General features: G+C 54.4%; 18 protein-coding genes and 3 tRNA genes. All 21 read left to right on the top strand.

From position 1 onward, the window contains the following. Positions 1-62 precede the first annotated feature (62 nt). Positions 63-1,925: an excinuclease ABC subunit UvrC gene (gene uvrC, locus ABCS64_RS05015; RefSeq protein ID WP_418890802.1), complete on the top strand. Its 1,863-nt coding sequence runs from the start codon at positions 63-65 to the stop codon at positions 1,923-1,925. Then, complete coding sequence (gene pgsA, locus ABCS64_RS05010; protein ID WP_418890801.1) at positions 1,925-2,509, top strand: CDP-diacylglycerol--glycerol-3-phosphate 3-phosphatidyltransferase; 585 nt, start codon at positions 1,925-1,927, stop codon at positions 2,507-2,509. The genes uvrC and pgsA overlap by 1 nt, the downstream gene beginning before the upstream one ends. A gap of 66 nt (positions 2,510-2,575) precedes the next feature. Then, positions 2,576-2,651 (top strand) — tRNA-Gly (locus ABCS64_RS05005). A 47-nt stretch (positions 2,652-2,698) separates the two neighbouring features. Further along, positions 2,699-2,772: transfer RNA gene (locus ABCS64_RS05000), tRNA-Cys, on the top strand. Between the two features lie 4 nt (positions 2,773-2,776). After that, positions 2,777-2,852, top strand: a tRNA-Gly gene (locus ABCS64_RS04995). A 146-nt stretch (positions 2,853-2,998) separates the two neighbouring features. Next, positions 2,999-3,601 carry a restriction endonuclease gene (locus ABCS64_RS04990; RefSeq protein WP_418890800.1) on the top strand — a complete coding sequence of 201 codons (603 nt, stop codon included), beginning with the start codon at positions 2,999-3,001 and terminating at the stop codon, positions 3,599-3,601. Positions 3,602-3,703: 102 nt separating this feature from the next. Continuing rightward, positions 3,704-4,531, top strand: coding sequence for a mechanosensitive ion channel family protein (locus tag ABCS64_RS04985; RefSeq protein WP_418890799.1), 828 nt, complete (start codon positions 3,704-3,706; stop codon positions 4,529-4,531). A 259-nt stretch (positions 4,532-4,790) separates the two neighbouring features. After that, positions 4,791-7,511 carry a pyruvate, phosphate dikinase gene (gene ppdK, locus ABCS64_RS04980; protein ID WP_418890798.1) on the top strand — a complete coding sequence of 907 codons (2,721 nt, stop codon included), beginning with the start codon at positions 4,791-4,793 and terminating at the stop codon, positions 7,509-7,511. Between the two features lie 211 nt (positions 7,512-7,722). After that, positions 7,723-9,039, top strand: coding sequence for a putative DNA modification/repair radical SAM protein (locus ABCS64_RS04975; RefSeq protein ID WP_418890797.1), 1,317 nt, complete (start codon positions 7,723-7,725; stop codon positions 9,037-9,039). Further along, positions 9,036-10,025 (top strand): TIGR03915 family putative DNA repair protein, encoded by a 990-nt coding sequence (locus ABCS64_RS04970; RefSeq protein ID WP_418890796.1) that lies wholly within the window; start codon positions 9,036-9,038, stop codon positions 10,023-10,025. Before ABCS64_RS04975 ends, ABCS64_RS04970 begins: the two co-directional genes overlap by 4 nt. Positions 10,026-10,351: 326 nt before the next feature. Then, positions 10,352-10,579 (top strand): phage virion morphogenesis family protein, encoded by a 228-nt coding sequence (locus ABCS64_RS04965; RefSeq protein ID WP_418890795.1) that lies wholly within the window; start codon positions 10,352-10,354, stop codon positions 10,577-10,579. 70 nt (positions 10,580-10,649) lie between these two features. Continuing rightward, positions 10,650-10,862 (top strand): hypothetical protein, encoded by a 213-nt coding sequence (locus ABCS64_RS04960; protein ID WP_418890794.1) that lies wholly within the window; start codon positions 10,650-10,652, stop codon positions 10,860-10,862. A gap of 451 nt (positions 10,863-11,313) precedes the next feature. Beyond that, positions 11,314-11,781, top strand: coding sequence for a hypothetical protein (locus ABCS64_RS04955; RefSeq protein ID WP_418890793.1), 468 nt, complete (start codon positions 11,314-11,316; stop codon positions 11,779-11,781). 224 nt (positions 11,782-12,005) lie between these two features. Further along, on the top strand, positions 12,006-13,091 hold the full coding sequence (locus tag ABCS64_RS04950) for a hypothetical protein (protein ID WP_418890792.1): 1,086 nt from the start codon (positions 12,006-12,008) through the stop codon (positions 13,089-13,091). Further along, the gene (locus ABCS64_RS04945) at positions 13,088-13,648 is read left to right on the top strand and encodes a GTP-binding protein (RefSeq protein ID WP_418890791.1); all 561 of its coding nucleotides are present in this window, start codon (positions 13,088-13,090) and stop codon (positions 13,646-13,648) included. The genes ABCS64_RS04950 and ABCS64_RS04945 overlap by 4 nt, the downstream gene beginning before the upstream one ends. Further along, complete coding sequence (locus ABCS64_RS04940; protein ID WP_418890790.1) at positions 13,645-14,286, top strand: hypothetical protein; 642 nt, start codon at positions 13,645-13,647, stop codon at positions 14,284-14,286. The genes ABCS64_RS04945 and ABCS64_RS04940 overlap by 4 nt, the downstream gene beginning before the upstream one ends. A 37-nt stretch (positions 14,287-14,323) precedes the next feature. Further along, positions 14,324-14,686, top strand: coding sequence for a roadblock/LC7 domain-containing protein (locus ABCS64_RS04935; RefSeq protein WP_418890789.1), 363 nt, complete (start codon positions 14,324-14,326; stop codon positions 14,684-14,686). Positions 14,687-14,795: 109 nt separating this feature from the next. Beyond that, positions 14,796-15,284, top strand: coding sequence for a PAS domain-containing protein (locus tag ABCS64_RS04930; RefSeq protein ID WP_418890788.1), 489 nt, complete (start codon positions 14,796-14,798; stop codon positions 15,282-15,284). After that, on the top strand, positions 15,281-16,027 hold the full coding sequence (locus tag ABCS64_RS04925; RefSeq protein ID WP_418890787.1) for a PhnD/SsuA/transferrin family substrate-binding protein: 747 nt from the start codon (positions 15,281-15,283) through the stop codon (positions 16,025-16,027). Before ABCS64_RS04930 ends, ABCS64_RS04925 begins: the two co-directional genes overlap by 4 nt. A 437-nt stretch (positions 16,028-16,464) precedes the next feature. Then, positions 16,465-17,181 (top strand): osmolarity response regulator transcription factor OmpR, encoded by a 717-nt coding sequence (gene ompR, locus ABCS64_RS04920; protein ID WP_418890786.1) that lies wholly within the window; start codon positions 16,465-16,467, stop codon positions 17,179-17,181. Between the two features lie 17 nt (positions 17,182-17,198). Next, on the top strand, positions 17,199-18,569 hold the full coding sequence (locus ABCS64_RS04915) for an ATP-binding protein (RefSeq protein WP_418890785.1): 1,371 nt from the start codon (positions 17,199-17,201) through the stop codon (positions 18,567-18,569). Positions 18,570-18,700: the final 131 nt, after the last annotated feature.

Below are 18,700 nucleotides of genomic sequence, written 5' to 3'. Positions count from 1 at the left end.
GGCGTGATACTATCGAAAGCCATATCGTAACAGCGTCAAGAAGATGATAAGGCCAGTATTCCATGGATGAGGAGCCGCATACGCCAGCTGCAACCGAAGCCGAGGCGTTCGACGTCAAGTCGTTCCTGGCGAGGCTGACCGATTTGCCCGGCGTCTATCGTATGCTCGACGCCAAAGGCGAGGTGCTGTACGTCGGCAAGGCAAAAAATCTCAAGAAGCGCGTTGCCTCCTACTTCCGGGAAAACCTGCCGAGCCCGCGCACAGCCCTGATGGTGGCCCAGATTGCCCGTATCGAGACGATGACGACGCGCTCGGAGGCGGAAGCGCTACTGCTTGAAAACAATCTGATCAAGCGTCTTTCTCCGCGTTACAACATCCTTTTTCGTGACGATAAATCTTATCCTTATATCGTCGTAACGCGCGATGCCTTTCCCCGGCTTGCCTTCTATCGTGGCAGCACTGATCGCCGGGCCGATTTTTTCGGGCCGTTTCCTTCTGCCGGTGCGGTGCGGGAGAGCATCGCGCTTTTGCAAAAAATGTTTTGCCTGCGCACCTGCGAGAATTCGGTGTTCAACAACCGTTCCCGACCATGTCTGCTGTACCAGATCAAGCGATGTTCGGCGCCCTGCGTTGGCTTAATCGAAGCGAAGGACTATGCGCGGGACGTCCAGCTCGCCGCCCTGTTTCTGCAAGGGCGGAATCAGGAAGTACTGGGTCATCTTGAGCAGATGATGGATGCGGCGGCGGCGGCGCTCGATTTTGAACAGGCGGCGCGTTATCGCGATCAAATCCAGTCATTACGGCGGGTGCGAGATAAGCAGTTTATCGAGAGCACGCGTGGCGAAGATGCCGATATTGTCGCCGTTGTTGTCGAAAATGGCATGCTCTGCATCAATCTGGCGATGGTGCGCGGCGGGCGGCATCTTGGTGATCGTCCGCAGTTTCCTGAGCATACGGGTGACCATTCGCCGGAGGCTGTTTTGTCGGCCTTCTTGGCCCATCACTATGCAAGCCATCCCGTACCGGGGCGGATTTTTCTCAATCGACTGCCAGGAGATGCCGATATCGCAGAAAATCTGACCCAGCTTGCCGGTCAGCCCGTTGTGCTGGCCAAGCCAAGAACGACGATGCATAAGACCTGGATGGCAATGGCCGAGCAAAGCGCTCGTTTGTCAATTGCCAGCCGTCTTGATGTCCATTCACGGCAAAGTGCGCGGCTGGCCGCGTTGCTGGACTTTCTGTCCATTGAGATCGACCCGGTGGGGCAGGGGATGGAAGAAGCGCGTATCGAATGTTTCGACATTAGCCATACGCAGGGCGAGTCGGCCGTGGCTTCTTGCGTTGTTTATCGGGGCAAAGGCATGAGTCGCCAGGATTACCGGCGTTTCAATATTACGGATATTCAGCCAGGCGATGATTATGCGGCGATCCGTCAGGCCGTGCGGCGCCGTTACGAGAAAGTTGCGAGCGGCGAGGGCATTGCACCCACGCTGGTTCTGATTGATGGCGGAAAAGGGCAGTTAGCTGTGGCCGTTGAAGCATTGAACGATCTGGGGCTGGGGATGCTCCCGATCGTCGGCGTTGCTAAGGGCGAGGCGCGCAAACCGGGGCTGGAGTCCCTGATTTTTCCGGATGGACGGGAACCTGTACAATTGTCACCCGAGCATCCGGCGCTTCATTTGATCCAGGAAATCCGTGATGAAGCGCACCGTTTCGCTATTTTTGGGCACCGCGCACGACGCAGTAAATCTCGCCAGGGGTCGCAGCTTGATACGATCGAAGGCATCGGCCCAAAACGGCGAAAAGCCCTGCTGGTGCATTTCGGCAGCCTGCAAGGCGTTCGGAATGCAGGAATCGATCAGCTCGCATCGGTGCCTGGCATTCGCCGAGAATTGGCCGAAACAATTTTCAAGGCGCTGCATTGATGCTATCGAATTTGCCGATGTTTTTGACCTGGCTCCGAATCATTCTGATTCCGCTGCTGGTCGCCATTTTTTATCTTCCCAGCACTTGGCTTCAACCCATTGGCCACGACCTGGCAGCGACGGTTATTTTTATCGTTGCTGCCGCGACTGACTGGCTTGATGGTTATCTTGCGCGTCGATGGAATGAAACCTCCGCCTTTGGCGCTTTCCTAGATCCTGTCGCCGACAAACTGATGGTAACGGCTGCCCTGATTATTTTAGTTTGGCTCGACCGCGTCGATGCTATTTTTGCCATCATTATCATCGGACGCGAGATCACGATTTCCGCATTGCGCGAATGGATGGCGCAGATTGGCGCACACAAGAGCGTTGCCGTGTCGATGATCGGCAAAATCAAAACCTTTGCACAAATGCTCTCGATTCCTCTCCTGCTATACCATATGCCGATCGGTACCTTCGACGCACATGTCTGTGGTACATGGCTGATGTATGTCGCTGCTGCGCTGACGTTGTGGTCGATGGGTTATTACATGCGCATGGCATGGCCGCATCTGACCGGCGATCATGCATCCCTTGAAAAATAGCGGAGAATACGCGGAAATGCGCTTGACACCGGAATTTCAGACTATATAATTCGCTCTCCGCTCGGGGCGGGAATAGCTCAGTTGGTAGAGCGCAACCTTGCCAAGGTTGAGGTCGCGAGTTCGAGACTCGTTTCCCGCTCCAGTTTCAAATTTTTGGTTTCTAGCGCCTGTCAAAGGATGGGGGCTCCGGGCGCGATAGCAAAGCGGTTATGCACCGGATTGCAAATCCGTGTAGGTCGGTTCGACTCCGGCTCGCGCCTCCAGCTTGCGGGAATAGCTCAGTTGGTAGAGCGCAACCTTGCCAAGGTTGAGGTCGCGAGTTCGAGACTCGTTTCCCGCTCCAGGTTATTGGGGGAAAGCGCCAAAGCGCTTTCCCCTTTGTTTTTTGCCGGTTCTCGTATCCGCTATACTTTTTATTCTTTTGATGGTTGTGTATCTGCGCGATTTTTTCTGAAAGCAATAGCAATTTGGGCTTGATCGAGTAATTTTATGAAACTGAAAATGGCGGAAAAATCCCTGTTTGCTTATCTGCTCCGCTCGCCGTGGTGGGTCAGTATTCTTGCTGCGTGCGGTATCGGGCTACTGGGCAAGATTATGTTTCATGGGGACTATTTTTCCTATGCCTTAACATTGACCTTGCCTTTTGTCGTGATTGCCATGATTGTCGCGTGGCGGCAAAAAGACGTGCCCAGCCAGTCACGCGTAAACGATACGGTTGAGGCGGTGATAGCGATGTCTTGGCGCGAATTTTCAGCTCTCATGGAGCAGGCATTCCGGCGCGACGGGTTTGAAGTTAGGCGTATAAATGGCGCGGCGGATTTTCTCCTGACCAAGGAAGGGCGTGACTCGCTGGTGTGCTGCAAGCGCTGGAAGGCTGCCAGCCAGGGCATAGAGCCGCTGCGTGCCTTAGTGGCAGCGCAAGAGGCGCAGGAGGCACGCGAAGCCCTTTACGTTTCCGTGATTGACCTGAGCGATAAGGCCCGGCAGTTTGCCAGGGATAACCGGATTGCCTTGATGCTTGCGCCGCAGCTGACCCGGTTGTTGCGCTTGCCGAAAAAATCCCTGCCGCGCACGCCGATCGGCACCAAATAACGGGCGTGCCGGAACGGCGAGCAGGCCACTGACGCTGCGTGTCATAATGGTTTGCTTGTGAGTGCCGTATTACATACAGGCGTCCTGGCCAAGGAGACAGCGATGAATGAACAGTTACGAATGATCGACCACCTCAAAGAAAATATGCTGGACAAGGCAATCGGGTTCGGGCCAAAACTGTTTGTCGCGCTTGTCATCCTTGTGCTGGGTTACATGGTCAGTGGCTGGGTGATGCGCCTGTGCGATCGGGTTTTGCAGCGCTTTCATCTTGAACCGCCCGTGCGCTTGTTATTAGTGCGTATCGCACAATTATGCGTGTTGTCGCTGTTCGTCATCATTGCTTTACAGAATCTCGGTGTCGAGCTTTTGCCTCTCGTTGCCGGGCTTGGCGTGGCAGGGGCAGGCATTGCTCTGGCCATGCAAGGCGTGCTCAGCAATGTGGCGGCTGGCTTGATTATTATCTTTACCCAGCCGTTCCATGTCGGTGATTATCTTTCTATCAACAATGAGGAAGGCGAGGTTCTCGATATTACGCTGTTCAATACGACGCTGGGCCATCCCGACCGTTCTCGCGTCATCATTCCGAATCGTAAGATCGTAGGAGAAATCCTGCATAACTACGGCAAGATCCGCCAGCTCAACCTCCTAGTGCGTGTGGCCTATGGTACGGATCTGGCACTGGCGTTCAGTCTGATCGAGAGCGTCTTGCAAGCCAATCCGCGCGTTCTGGCAGAACCCAAGCCGGTGCTGGGCGTCAGCCAGTTCTTTGATTCAGGCGTAGCTATTAATGTTAATCCTTGGGTAAATGTACCGGACTATGTACCGTCGATCGCCGAAGTAAATCGGGCGATTCTTGAATCTTTTCGTGAGCACGGTATCGCGATCTCTCTTCCGCAGCGTGAAATTCGCATACTGACTTCGGCTGCCTGAGCATGGCTTGCTAGCGTAATGGCGCTAGCTACTCGCCTGTGATTCAAAACGTGCTTTACGCTGTTTGCGCATGATGCTTCGATATACCTCCTTGCATGCGGATGTTTTTATTGAAAAAACGCTTCCTGAAGAAAGAATTAAGATAAAATCGCGGCTTTCGTTTTATCGGCCGATTTGATCGGCAAAATTTATTGCTTTTTTGCTTTTGGAATTTATTTTGGTTTGTTTTAATTTCATTCTTTTACGCGTGGATTGATATATGGCAAATAAACTGGTTTACTTATTTGGCGCATCGCAGACAGATGGCGCCGCCGACATGAAAAATACGCTGGGCGGTAAGGGCGCCAACTTGGCGGAAATGTGCCGTCTGGGCATTTCGGTTCCGCCGGGATTTACGATCTGTACAGAGGCTTGTAACGTCTATACCGAAAAAGGCGGTGATACTGTTCGCCAGATGATTGAGGCTGAAGTCAGACAAGGTATTGCCTTCATCGAAAAAGAAATGGGCAAAAAATTTGGCGACGCCAATGATCCGCTGCTGGTTTCCGTGCGTTCCGGCGCACGTGCTTCAATGCCCGGCATGATGGACACTATCCTCAACCTTGGGCTCAACGATGAAGCCGTCAACGGTCTGGCAAAAAAATCGGGCAACGAGCGTTTTGCTTGGGATTCCTATCGCCGTTTCATTCAGATGTACGGCGACGTCGTTATGGGACTCAAGCCCGAGAAAAAGGAAGATCACGACCCGTTTGAAGTCATCATCGACAAGATTAAGGAAAAGAAGGGCGTCGAACTCGATACCCAGCTGGGTGTTGATGATCTAAAACATATGGTCGATGAATTCAAAGCGCTGGTGCGCAATCGCCTCGGCCGTGACTTCCCGAACGATCCTTGGGAGCAGTTGTGGGGCGCCATCATGGCCGTCTTCCAGAGCTGGAACAACGACCGTGCCATTTTCTACCGTAGGATGAACGAAATCCCCGATGCCTGGGGCACCGCCGTCAACGTACAGTCGATGGTGTTCGGCAACCTGGGCGAGACAAGTGGTACGGGGGTCGCCTTTACGCGCGACGCGGCGACGGGCGAAGACGTGTTCAACGGCGAATTCCTAATCAATGCGCAGGGCGAAGACGTCGTGGCCGGCATCCGCACGCCGCAACAGATCACCCTGGAAGGTTCGCGCCGCTGGGCGCAACTGGCGCAGATCAGTGAAGAAGAGCGCCGTGCTAAATATCCTTCGCTCGAGGAACTGATGCCTGAGGTTTACCAACATCTCGTTAAGACCGAGACGGCACTGGAAAACCACTATAAGGATATGCAGGATATTGAATTCACCATCCAGGAAGGCAAACTCTGGATGCTGCAGACCCGTTCCGCTAAGCGCACTGGCGCCGCACTCGTGCGCACGGCGATCGAGATGATGGAGCAAGGCTTTATCGATGAAAAAACCGCACTGCTGCGTGTTAATCCCGATCGTCTTAATGAATTGTTGCACCCGGTGTTCGATGGTGCCGCCATCAGCAAGGCGAAGCCGATCGCCAGCGGTCTGCCGGCCTCGCCGGGCGCTGCCACGGGCCAGATTGTTTTCTTTGCTGATGAGGCGGAAGAATGGGGTGCCAAAGGCAAGCAAGTCATTCTGGTGCGTCAAGAAACCTCGCCGGAAGACCTGCGCGGCATGGCCGTTGCCGAAGGTATTCTGACCGCGCGTGGTGGCATGACCTCGCATGCGGCTGTTGTGGCGCGCGGTATGGGCAAATGCTGCGTTTCTGGTGCGGGCGCCGTGCGTGTCGATCCGAAAGCACGCACGATGAGCGTCGACGGCATCGTATATAAGGAAGGCGACTGGATTTCGCTTGATGGCTCGAAAGGCCAGGTCTATGCCGGCCAGATTCCGACCCAGGATGCCGATCTATCTGGTGACTTTGGCAAATTGATGGAATTGGCCGACAAGTACAAGAAACTTGAAATCCGCGCCAATGCCGATAATCCGGAAGATGCCAAGGTGGCGCGTAATTTTGGTGCCGTCGGTATCGGGTTGTGCCGCACTGAGCACATGTTCTTTGAAGGCGATCGTATCAAGGCTGTGCGCGAGATGATTCTGGCGCATGACGAAGCGGGCCGCCGCAAGGCGTTGGCCAAACTGCTGCCGATGCAGCGCGGTGACTTTGAAGGCATTTACAAGGCCATGGATGGGCTGCCCGTAACCGTTCGCTTGCTCGATCCGCCGCTGCACGAGTTTCTGCCGCACGATGAGGCAAACCAGCGTGATATGGCCAAGGAATTGGGATTGTCTTTCGAGGAAATCAAGCATCGTGTCGACGAGCTGCACGAAGCCAACCCAATGATGGGGCATCGCGGCTGCCGCCTGGGGATCACCTATCCGGAGATTACCGAAACGCAGACGCGCGCCATTATCGAGGCGGCGCTCAATGCTAGGGCGCAGGGCGCGACGCCGAAGGTTGAGATCATGATTCCGCTGGTCGGCACCGTGCGCGAATTCAATGCGCAGGCCAAAGTAATTCGCGATACCGCCGAGGCCGTCTTCGCCGAACGCAAGGAGAAGATCGATTTCATGTTGGGCACGATGGTTGAAACGCCGCGCGGTGCGCTGGTGGCTGACAGCATCGGCAAGCAGGCTGAGTTCTTCTCTTTTGGCACGAATGATCTGACTCAGATGACGCTGGGCTTTTCGCGTGACGATATCGGTAAATTCCTGCCAAGCTACATCGCGGATGGTATGTATGAGCACGACCCATTCCAGTCGATTGACCAAAAAGGGGTTGGCCTTCTGGTGCGGATCGGCGTTGAAAGGGGACGTTCCGTGCGGCCAGACATGAAGATTGGCGTGTGCGGCGAACATGGCGGTGATCCGGCATCTATCGCTTTCTTCCACAAGGTTGGTTTCACCTATGTGAGTTGCTCGCCGTTCCGTGTGCCCATCGCACGTCTGGCTGCGGCACAGGCGGCGATCAGCAACTAAATCGCGTCTGATTTGTAGGATTCGTAGCGCGTGTAACGCGGTTTCATCACATTGATCTATATATCCGCCGGCTCAGCGATGGGTCGGCGGATTTTTTTGCGCCTTGCTGCTGTATTGATCCGTGTAGACCATACGTTTTATTACTGATAAACTGTACAAATATACAGTAAAATATTTCTATAGTTTGTTTTACTGATTTGGGCAGTTCATCATGGCAGCGGTCAACGTTGAGCGGATTCTTAAGAAAATCATGATATTGGCTGATGCAGCCAAGTATGACGTGTCTTGTGCATCTAGCGGTGTAGTACGTACGGGTGTGCTTGGTCATAAGGCGAAAATTGGCAGTACTTTCCGGCGCGGTATCTGCCACAGCTTTACACCCGATGGGCGATGCATCTCGCTGCTGAAAATCCTGCTGACCAATCAATGCCGTTACGACTGTCTGTACTGCATTAACCGGACAAGCGGCAATGTGCCGCGCGCCCGTTTTTCGCCCGAAGAGATCGTCTGGCTGACGCTTGATCTTTATCAACGCAACTGTATCGAGGGGTTGTTTCTAAGTTCGGGCGTGATGCGTAGCCCGGATCATACGATGGAACAGTTGGTTGCCGTGGCGCGCAGCTTGCGCGAGCGTCACGGTTTCATGGGGTATATTCATCTGAAAACCATTCCCGGTGCCAGCGCGCTGCTGATCGATATGGCCGGACGTTATGCTGACCGGATCAGCGCCAATGTCGAATTACCAGACCGGGCAAGCCTTTCACAACTTGCACCGGATAAGAATGCGCGAGCGATTCACGCTGCCTTGCATCTGGCGCATGCAGGAATTACCGAAGCACGCACCGAGCGTCGTTTGGCCGAAGGGCGTATTCGCGCTCTGCCCAATACAGCCGCACGTCCGGCGCTAGTCCCCAGATTTGCGCCTGGCGGGCAAAGCACGCAGATGATCGTTGGCGCGGACGCAAGCAACGATGCCATAATCCTTTCGTTCAGTCAGCGGCTGTATCAGCGCTACGGTCTGCGGCGCGTGTATTACTCAGCGTTTTCTCCCGTACCGGGTGCGGCGTCTTGTCTGCCGCATTCACCGCCGCCGCTACGCCGTGAACATCGTTTATATCAGGCCGACTGGCTGATGCGGTTTTACGGTTTTTCTGCTGATGAAATTCTTGACGCCGCGCCGGATGGCATGCTCGCTACCGAATGCGACCCCAAGCTGGCCTGGGCGTTGCGCCATCGAGAGTTTTTTCCCGTTGACCTGCAAAGTGCACCACGCGAAGCATTGTTGCGCGTACCCGGGCTGGGAACGCGCATTGTCGGTCGCTTGCTGGCTGCGCGCCGTGTACGTACCTTGAGGCTTGCCGATTTGATGCGGCAGAAGACCAGTGTCACAAAAATGCTGCCCTTTATTTGCGTGAGCGACCACCATCCCGGTAAATCGCTTGATTGCCTCAATCCTTACCGTGCGTATCGCACGGCGTATGCCGGGCGGGTGCCTGAGCAGCTCGTACTTTTCGATCTGCCACCATGAGTTCTGGGCAAAAGAAGAGGGCATTGAGGACGGTCATACTTGCCCATGCCGATGATTGGGAGGGGTTCAGAAGCGCTGCCCGTAATCTACTGCGCGCCGATGTACCCCCAGAATCTGTCCATTGGCGGATTGCCGACGATGCGCAGGGCCATCTCGATTTATTCGGAACTGCGGGAGATACCGGAGATGCCCATTATTTGGCGGAGTTGGGGGATCAAGCGGAAAGTGGGGCAGGGAGAGAGAGTAGGGCTAGGACAGAAAATAAGGCGAAAAACAGAATAAACAACGGAGTAACGAGCGAAGCGGGTGACAGCGTAGTCATGCGGAACGCCCCGCATAAGGCCGGTAATTCCACGGGCTTACGTTTACCACGTACCTTGCTGGAGGCGTTGTCTTTGGTCATATTGCATCGTGCGCCTGAGCGGTTACATTGTCTGTATCGTTTTCTCTGGCGCTGGCAGAGAGAACCGGCATTGCGCTGTGACCCGCTCGATCCGGACATGAAAGCAATCAACGACTATTACCGCGATGTCCGCCATGATGCTTGCCGTATGCTTGGTTTTGTCCGTTTTCGTCCGTGGATGGCACAGCGCCGTACGATGGCCGGATGTCTGGAGAGCGAGTCAGAACGATGGCGGCACCAAAGTCGTCAGGAGGCGTGGCACGTCGCCTGGTATGAACCACGTCACCGGGTGCTACACCTGGTGGCGCCCCATTTCGTACAACGTTTCCCCGGGCATTGCTGGGCAATTGTGACGCCCGATGCCTGTGCAATATGGGATATGGCGCATCTCGAATTTCATGACGGAGCGGTTGCTGTAAATGCGCCGCCGCCCGATGCGGGCGAAGTTCTTTGGCTGACTTATTACGCCAATCATTTTAATGCTGCACGTCGTAATCCCGCTGCTTTGCGGCGTTGTATGCCCGTAGATTACTGGAAGCATTTACCCGAGGCCAGGCTGATTGCGGCCTTGTTGGCAGAGTAATAAATGAACCCGATACGCCTGACACGGAAGCCATTCCGGTTCGTCAAGTTACTGCCATTGACGGATTGATGCAGATTGAGTTTTCCATCTGCCATTGCCTTAACTTGCCGTACACCCGGCCTACTATGCAGTGCAGCGCGAATACATCGAGAAGCAGCGCGATGGTTTTTTGTTCTACCGCCGCATGCCAAAACCGCCAGAGCAATAAAAAACCCCCGGCGCCGACTCACCGGGTTTTATTGTGCAGCTCTTTTGGACGCGTCAGGTTCGGAAGCGCTTGTACGGCCGCAATCAGCCTGATCACGGCATAGGACATAATCCAAATTATGGCAACCATTGTCGTTACATTGGAAGATAGAAGCATTATCGATGCTTTTAATCGCCTACAGGCTGTCTCGCGCGACATGACACCAGCGATGAATGCGATTGCCGGCGTGCTAAAACACTGGACGGTCAGCAACTTTGTCGAGCAGCGCGGCCCGACGGGCAAGTGGAAACCCTTAAAGCGCCCGGGCAAAAAGCGCGGCAGCAACCCGCACATCCTGGTCGATTAAAGCCACCTTAAAGACAGCATCACAATGCGGCTCGGTGCCGACTTTGCCCGCATCGGCACGAACGTGGAGTATGGTCCGACTCACCCGTTCGGCGGCCAAATCAGCATCGCCGTGCGTAGCCGCTCGATGTTTTTTAAGCTCCACCGAGGCGGTGAGCAAGCGCTTTGTCGCGCGCGAAAAATCAAATTTTGAGCAGCTTAACGCCCGCACCTACACGATCAACATCCCAGAGCGGCCGTATCTTCCGTTTGTCGGTGGTAAACTCAAACCCGCTTTGCAATAGCTTAAATACTGCGCCACTCACTTTGTTTGGCGGATTTTTTAAAAACTGCCGGACTGTGTCTAGAACCTGACCGGAATATCGGCTCCGATTTCATTACGGAGTGCTTTCCGTTTTATTCCGGTGCCGTTTTTCTGTATCGATCTTAATTTTCTCGTTTGTTTCTTTCGTACAGGGCTTTAATTTGCCGCTTTGTTTGGGATGCTGATTATGCGTACACCTTTGCCTTGAAGGCTTTCCAAGATAGGTATTTTGGCATTTTGTGGAGAATTGAGAAGCCATTGTGAAAAAATTCATGGTTCTTGCTAAAAAGAAATGATATTGTCTCCCTCATATCATCAACAATTTTGTAAGATATCGGCGGTAGTATTCTGATTTATTTCAAGGTTATTATCCAAAAAGTTCTGCAGAAAACTATGCTTATCCCTTCGATCAATGCATTGGCTGTTTTCTTATGACTGATTCGTCTTTTGCTGACGAAGCTACTGTTGCCCGTATCGGTAGTCCTGAGCCTGCTTTTTATCCGTTTGCCGGTTATGATCTACGCCTTGGGCGTTCTGGTCGGGCGATGGCCGACTTTCTGGCGGCGCGTATCGAATTGGCTCCCAAAGATTTGCTGTGCCATACACGGCGGATATTTATTGCAATGGCACTGGATGATCCGGAAGAGTTGTTTGGTGCGCTGGTTGATCTGTTCATTGCCACGGGGAACGAGGCCCTTGATTTACGCACCAATTTGTTACGCCAGTCGTTGATCTTCCTGTCGCCCGCTCAACAGGTGTTTCTGTCAAGGCGATTGGAGAAGGGGCTGTTCACGCAGACGCCCGCGCCCGCGCCGCGCAGCCGACTGACGGCCGGGTTTATCGGCACAGGAGCCGTTGTTGTCAAACAGTCGGCACTCTCCGGGAGGAGTCCTTCATAATGGATATCTCAATCCCCCAAGGCGCATTTAAGGTCTATACGCTGGGTATGAGTGAACGCGGCCGGCAGACCATGCGGATATTTTTTGACCGCCATCTGGCCAATCTATGCCAGATTGCGCAGGATGCAGCTGAAGCGCACGCCGTCATCATCGACATTGACGGCTATCATGCGGACGATCTGCTGAAGAAACACTTGGCTGAATTCCCCAAGCATCAAGTTATCATGCTGACGATGACGCCGGAAAAGCACGCGCCGGAGAATGGAATCGCCATCCGTAAACCAATTGATGTAACTGCATTTGCCGGAGCTTTACGTAAGTTGGCGGATCGCTGCCTGACACAGCCTGTAGCCGTGTCCCCACCTACCTCTGCTTCTGTAGATAAAACGGCGCCTGCCAGGTTTTCCGTCGCCAGTGAAAGTGTGTTGAAGGAGAAACTGACACGCCTTTCTGGCGCCAGCGCTTCCAGTGCCAATGCATTGGTACCTGTATCAATGGCGTCCAAAAAAACGGATAAAAACTCAAATGACGCAGAAAACGCGATACCGCCTAAGGGTATTGCCGCACCGCCCAGTCTGAGTGCCGGGGAATTTGATTTCTATATCGGCTCCTCGCCCGATGTCGATCTGAGAAACAAGAGCGCACGCGAGGGAGTTTTTTACCGTCCCGACAATTTCCTTCAAGGACACGTTCAGCGCGTCCTGGCGATGGCAAAGGAACGCTCCGTTTCTTTGCGCATGTCGGGGCTTGGATTCCAGGCACTTATCGTCGATCCGGCAAAACAGCGCATTTTTGCTGTCGTGCCGCTATCCAAGCTGCTTTCCGCCGGGCGTATTCCCTTGGCTTATAAAGATTTGCGTATCGATCAGGTTTCAGACAGGGAAATTGCTTCACTACCGTCGACAGCCGAGCAGCACGGCATGAATAGCCTGATCTGGCGTTTTGCCCTGTGCGCCTCGCGTGGACGTCTGCCAGAAGGTACGTCGCTGGATGCTTCTATTTCTCTGGTGCACTGGCCTAACCTGACCCGTTTGCAAACACCGCCGCATGCGGCGCGGATTCTCGGCCTGTGGGCGCGTTACCGTACTTCGCTTGAACAGACGGTTGAATCTCTGGAGGTGCCGCAACGCTATGTTTTTGCACTCTACAGCGCGTGCAATTCAATTGGGCTGGTGAATGTTCAGGAAAAACATACCCCATCGGTAGCAACGGTTGAGCCCCCTGTAGAAACACATCAAAAACAAGGCCTGTTCCGTATGCTGCTCAGAAAATTGGCCGGGTATACGGATTTGGCGAGACCTTCATCATGAACATGGTACATAAAATTATTTTTACCGGGCCGGTGGGTTCCGGGAAAACTACAGCAATCAACGTGATTAGCGACATCCCGACCGTGCGCACTGAAAGCATGGCTACCGACATGACGCGTACGATGAAGGCGGAAACTACGGTAGCCATGGACTACGGCCGGATCAACCTGCCTAATAATGCAGCGATCCACCTATATGGCACACCGGGGCAGGAACGCTTCGATTTTATGTGGGATATTCTGATCGAAGGGGGGATTGGCCTGGTTCTTCTGGTCAATAACGACCGTCCGAATCCTGTTCGGGATCTGCGTTTTTTCATTTCGGCCTTCAAAGACTTCATCCAGCGTACCGCGCTTGTAATTGGCGTGACGCATAGCGACTTGCGGCCACGTCCTTCGACCGAAGATTATCAGCAAGAGCTGGCATCGCTGGGCCTGCGGGGCGTGCCCGTATTTGAGGTTGATGCCCGTGAACGGCGGGATATCGTTCTCCTTATCGAATCCCTGTTATGTTCCATCGATCCGATGGTTGAAAGGCGTAAGGCGGCCAGATCATGAACGATACATCACATAGGCTTATTCCAGGCATGTACCTTTTGCCTTCGCCCGCCGGTGCCTTCAAAGTTATTTCTGAGCCGGAGAGCAATCGCTTACGTAATTTTTTGCTGGCTTTGCTTGACCAGCAGGGTAAGGCGCAGGCCAATGACAGCAATCTCTGCCAATGGAGTGGTTTGCCTTCCATCGAAGAGGCACGCGAATTCGTCTGGCGTCTGCAATCGCTTGGCTGGATTCAGGCAATGCACGAGCCTTATCAATTTCCCTCCGAACCTTTTCAGGAAACTTTACCGACACTTCTACCGCCGCTGAGTCGGGAAGGGAAAATTCTGCTCGCCGATACGCAAGGCTTTTACCTGTATAGCAGCGGATTCCCGCATGAAACTGCTGAAGAACTCTCGGCGCTTTCTGCCGACTTGGCGAACATGCACGCCCGGCGTGCTGGGGCGCTTAACCGTAACCTGGGTCTGCCCGGCAGCGCCTGGGCGCTGACCAATGCCGCCGGCCATGCCCAGCTCGGCTTCTGGCCCGTTTTTGTCGGCCCGGAACGTTTCGTCCTCGTCATTGCTGGTGCACCGGCATTCAATCAACCACAGCTCGTTGAACTTGCTTTTGTTTTGCATCAACGTTTCGGCCGTTAATCGGCATTTTTCAATTTTTACCTAAGGAGGCATATCCATGCTTGCAGACATGCTTAAATCCGTATTGAATGACCTCAATGGCAGCTCTACCGATATTGAGGCTTCGGCTATCATTTCCATTGATGGTCTGATGATGGCTTCGCTGATGCCACAAGGGTTCGACGAGGATCGCATGGGCGCGATGAGTGCCGCCATGTTGTCATTGGGCGATCGCACCGCGCAGGAACTGGCGCGGGGGACCCTTGAACAGGTGCTGATCAAAGGCAGCCAAGGTTTCGTCATTTTGACTGGCGCAGGCAAGGAAGCCGTGGTTACCGTTCTCGCCAAACCGAACGCCAAGCTTGGCCTGATTTTCCTCGATGTCAGGCGTGCTTCTGAAAGTATTGCCAAGATGATCTAAAGACCCGCCTTATTGATGACCGATCTCCGGTTCGGATATGCGGCGAGTCTGCCGTTTATTGGTAGGTCTGACGCATGCACTCTGAATAAATGATTTTACGAGGACTATCATGAAAGACATGGAGCCTAGCCAGGTCGTTGGCTCTGGCAAGGAATATACGCTGGCGTATTACGATGGAAGTCAGCGCAAAATTTTCGTCACTGATATCGAAACGGATTTTCCGGAAGGCAAACTGATCGTTTCCTGTACCGACCCGGCGGGCATTATCACGCAATGTAATCAAGCGTTCGTCGATATGTCCGGCTATACGCGCGAAGATCTGATTGGTCAGCCGCACAGCATTCTGCGTCATCCGGATCTGCCCAAGGCGGCTTTTGCCGATTTGTGGACGACAGTTCAGTCGGGAAAAAAATGGCACGGATACGTCAAGAATCTGCGCAAGGACGGTGGATATTACTGGGTATATGCCGTCGTTGTTCCCAATATTCGCGGCGGCAAGATCGTCGGCTACACTTCGGTGCGCCGCAAGCCCTCGCGCACCAAGATTGAATCGCTCATCCCGGTATATGCAGATCTCAAGGCGAAGGAGGCGTCATGACATTCAACCTGTCCGTCAGTCCGGATTTTAGTCCCGACAAACTCGCTTCCTGGCATATCTTCAACACCTGGCTGCAAAAGAAGCTGGATATTGCCTGTCATTTGGCGCTCTACGACAGCTTTGAAAAGCAGCGCGAAGCCATCGCTGCCGATCAAATCGACCTGATTTACGCCAATCCGGCCGACGCTGCCATGCTTGTTCGAGAAAAGCAGTTCATTGCCATCGCACATCCCAGTGATTTGGCAGATGAAGCAGTCGTGGCCGTATCCGCCAGTTCGCCGGTCAAACGCATCGAAGACCTCAAGCCCGGAATTACCATAGCGTCAAGCGGGGACCCTGATGTGCTGATGATGGGCATGATTATGCTCGAGCCGGCTGACATTGCGCCTGCCGACGTGAAGCAAACGACTTGCCCGACGTATGTGCTGATTGCCAAGGCCTTGATGAGCGGTACGGCGGATGTCGGTATTTTCCCGGCGCATGGTTATGATGGACTGTCTGCCATTGTGCGCGGTTCGCTTCATCCCTTGGTCCGCAGCCAGATCAGCGTCGTTAAACACATGTTGCTGGCTGGCCCAAAATTCGCAGACCATGCCGCGCAACTGCAAGCGGCACTTGCCGGAATGGCCAATGATCCGAAAGAGGCCGCAATCCTCAAGGATTTGGGACTGGATCATTGGGAAGTGACACCGCAAGAAGACGTCGAGTTCATGATCGACCTGATGCATACCTTGATCGACTGAGCTACGCTCTTTCAACGCCCGTGATATTTATGGCGGGCGCCAAGCCCGGTGAAGCCGCAAGCCCGCCGGGCTTTTGCTTTTGGGCGCCCCGGAACCCCGCGTAAACAGGGCATCTCCGAAGGGGGGTCCTGAAACCCTTATAAACAGGGCGCCTCCAGGCAGGCGCCCGGAGTCCCTTTATCCACGCGGGTTTCCGGGGAGGTGCCGGGGAAACGCCCTGTTTACGCGGGGTTCCGGGGCGCCTGTCGACAACCCTCTTGGGTCTATTGCAAGGAATTTGACGCCGATTAATGCTTTACGGCATCAGGTTTGCAGCGATTTTTATTACCCAAACTTGCCCTTGAGTTTGCGCCGTTATCCGGCGAATAGCGCCGGCTTGCGGTATGATTCTGCCGGCTTTCATTCTTGGAAGCAGGCGCTTTCATCAGGAGTTGTGCATGGCCGATCGTAAAATTCTCGTCGTAGATGACGACAAACGTTTAAGGGATCTTCTGCAACGCTATCTCGGCGAACAGGGTTTTTTTGTGCGTACGGCAGAGAACGCTGTTGCCATGGATAAAGCCGTCTCACGTTATCGCTTTGATTTGATTGTGCTCGACCTGATGCTGCCTGGTGAAGACGGGCTGTCGATCTGCCGCCGTCTGCGTGCCGATGATCCGCAGCTGGCGATTATCATGCTGACGGCCAAGGGCGATGAAATCGACCGTATCGTCGGACTGGAAATGGGGGCGGACGACTATCTGCCCAAACCGTTCAACCCCAGGGAACTCGTTGCCCGTATTCAGGCGGTATTGCGCCGCCGAATCGACGTGGTGCCGGGAGCGCCGACCGTAGAGGATAAACGTATTGTTTTTGGCGAGGTGGAAGTCGATCTGGCGACGCGGGAACTCAAAAAGAACGGTGAAACCCTATCGCTGACGACCGGTGAGTTTGCTGTCCTGAAAGCGTTGCTTGAACATCCGCGGCAGCCACTCTCGCGCGACCGCCTGATGTCGCTCGCGCGCGGGCGGGAACAAGGGCCTTTTGACCGTACCATTGACGTTCAGGTGTCACGCCTGCGCAAGCTGGTTGAACCAGACCCGGCCAATCCGCGCTATTTGCAAACCGTTTGGGGATTTGGTTACGTATTCGTACCCGACGGCCAAAACCGCTGAAACCCAATGGTGCGGGAATGCTCAGCCGTTTTTATCCACGCACGCTGCTCGTCCGTACTTTTCTGCTGATCAGCATTCTGCTGGCTGTCTGCATTTCCATCTGGGCGACACTGATCACCCTCACTGAACACGCACCGCGCGCCCGGCAACTCGGCCAGCTCACGGTCAGTGTCGTCAATCTGACTCGGGCAGCCTTGGTTGCCGCCAACCCGGAGTGGCGCATGGCTTTGCTGCGTGATCTTGCTGAAAATGAAGGCGTGCAGATTTATCCGATTGAACCGGGTGATGTCGTTAAGGATTTGCCCGATACGCCATTTTTCCGCGATTTTATTGCGGCAACGCGCGCCGAACTGGGGACTGAAACACGGTTTGCGGGCGCAGTCAACGATCAGCCCGGCATCTGGGTCAGCTTTCCGCTCTATGCCTCTGAGGAGGCCGAATACTGGCTCATGTTGCCGGGAAAACGCGCCGAGAGCGAGTTTCCGTTGTATTGGCTGGGCTGGGGATGTCTCGCCCTGTTGCTGGCGATGTTGGTGGCTTGGCTGATCGTTTCCCGCATTACACGGCCATTGCGGAAGTTGATGGAAGCGGCGCAAGCGGTGGGGCTTGGCCTGCATCCTGAACCGATTCCCGAAAATGGCGCCTGCGAATTGGCGCGATTGGCCGCTTCATTCAACCGTATGTCGGAAGATCTCAAACGCATAGATGCCGAACGTACCGAAGTCCTGGCAGGTATTTCGCACGACCTGCGCACCCCGCTGGCACGTTTGCGGCTGGAATCGGAAATGTCGATTGCCGATGAGGCGACGCGCCAGGCGGTTGCTAGCGATATCGAGCAGATGGATGCCATCATCGGCCAGTTTCTCGATTATGCACGCGGTAACGATGAGCTGGCCGAGCCGTGCGATATCGGTGCCCTGATCCGGCAGGTCGCCGAATCTGTTCGTCGCATGGCGGATTGCCATCTGACGGTGCATCTCGACGCTTTGCCGCCGCTGACCGTTCGGCGCAAAGCGCTGACCCGCGCCTTGACCAATCTGATCGACAATGCCCGGAAATATGGCGGCGGCGAGATTACGATTACCGCTTGCCAGACAAATGGTCATCTTTGGGTTGATGTCATGGATCGCGGGCCGGGAATTCCGCCTGAAGAGCTGGAGCGGCTCAAACGCCCCTTTACCCGCCATAACACTGCCCGTAGCAATGTCGACGATGGCACGGGTCTGGGATTGGCGATCGTCGAGCGCATCGCACGCTTGCACGGCGGCTCTCTGCACCTGTGTCCACGTGCGGGCGGCGGCCTGCTGGCCCGCCTTGATCTGCCGCTTTCATTATCGCGATCGGCAAGTCCGCTTTCTGACGACCCCAAAAAAAGCCATCGTACTTAAGCAGTACATTTTATGGCCGGGTCGGTTCTTATATTGTTTATTTTCTGCTCGAGATTATTGGAGAGCCGGCTTAGGGAGAGTGGAAAAATGAAGAGAAATGGAGAGCATGGATTCACGAAGAATAGAGGAAA

The organism is Dentiradicibacter hellwigii, assembly GCF_041770905.1.
GTDB lineage: Bacteria > Pseudomonadota > Gammaproteobacteria > Burkholderiales > Rhodocyclaceae > Propionivibrio > Propionivibrio hellwigii.
The sequence above is the reverse complement of the archived record's forward strand: the minus strand, read 5'-3'. Positions and strand labels throughout refer to the sequence as shown.

Coding starts and splice junctions, on each gene's coding strand:
- ABCS64_RS04975 (WP_418890797.1), top strand. CDS start 7,723: ATGGCAGCGGTCAACGTTGAGCGGATTCTTAAGAAAATCATGATATTG.
- ABCS64_RS04935 (WP_418890789.1), top strand. CDS start 14,324: ATGCTTGCAGACATGCTTAAATCCGTATTGAATGACCTCAATGGCAGC.
- ABCS64_RS04930 (WP_418890788.1), top strand. CDS start 14,796: ATGAAAGACATGGAGCCTAGCCAGGTCGTTGGCTCTGGCAAGGAATAT.
- ABCS64_RS04945 (WP_418890791.1), top strand. CDS start 13,088: ATGAACATGGTACATAAAATTATTTTTACCGGGCCGGTGGGTTCCGGG.
- ABCS64_RS04950 (WP_418890792.1), top strand. CDS start 12,006: ATGCTGACGATGACGCCGGAAAAGCACGCGCCGGAGAATGGAATCGCC.
- ABCS64_RS04955 (WP_418890793.1), top strand. CDS start 11,314: ATGACTGATTCGTCTTTTGCTGACGAAGCTACTGTTGCCCGTATCGGT.
- pgsA (WP_418890801.1), top strand. CDS start 1,925: ATGCTATCGAATTTGCCGATGTTTTTGACCTGGCTCCGAATCATTCTG.
- ABCS64_RS04925 (WP_418890787.1), top strand. CDS start 15,281: ATGACATTCAACCTGTCCGTCAGTCCGGATTTTAGTCCCGACAAACTC.
- ABCS64_RS04990 (WP_418890800.1), top strand. CDS start 2,999: ATGAAACTGAAAATGGCGGAAAAATCCCTGTTTGCTTATCTGCTCCGC.
- ABCS64_RS04970 (WP_418890796.1), top strand. CDS start 9,036: ATGAGTTCTGGGCAAAAGAAGAGGGCATTGAGGACGGTCATACTTGCC.
- ppdK (WP_418890798.1), top strand. CDS start 4,791: ATGGCAAATAAACTGGTTTACTTATTTGGCGCATCGCAGACAGATGGC.
- ABCS64_RS04965 (WP_418890795.1), top strand. CDS start 10,352: ATGGCAACCATTGTCGTTACATTGGAAGATAGAAGCATTATCGATGCT.
- ABCS64_RS04960 (WP_418890794.1), top strand. CDS start 10,650: ATGGTCCGACTCACCCGTTCGGCGGCCAAATCAGCATCGCCGTGCGTA.
- uvrC (WP_418890802.1), top strand. CDS start 63: ATGGATGAGGAGCCGCATACGCCAGCTGCAACCGAAGCCGAGGCGTTC.
- ABCS64_RS04985 (WP_418890799.1), top strand. CDS start 3,704: ATGAATGAACAGTTACGAATGATCGACCACCTCAAAGAAAATATGCTG.
- ABCS64_RS04915 (WP_418890785.1), top strand. CDS start 17,199: ATGCTCAGCCGTTTTTATCCACGCACGCTGCTCGTCCGTACTTTTCTG.
- ompR (WP_418890786.1), top strand. CDS start 16,465: ATGGCCGATCGTAAAATTCTCGTCGTAGATGACGACAAACGTTTAAGG.
- ABCS64_RS04940 (WP_418890790.1), top strand. CDS start 13,645: ATGAACGATACATCACATAGGCTTATTCCAGGCATGTACCTTTTGCCT.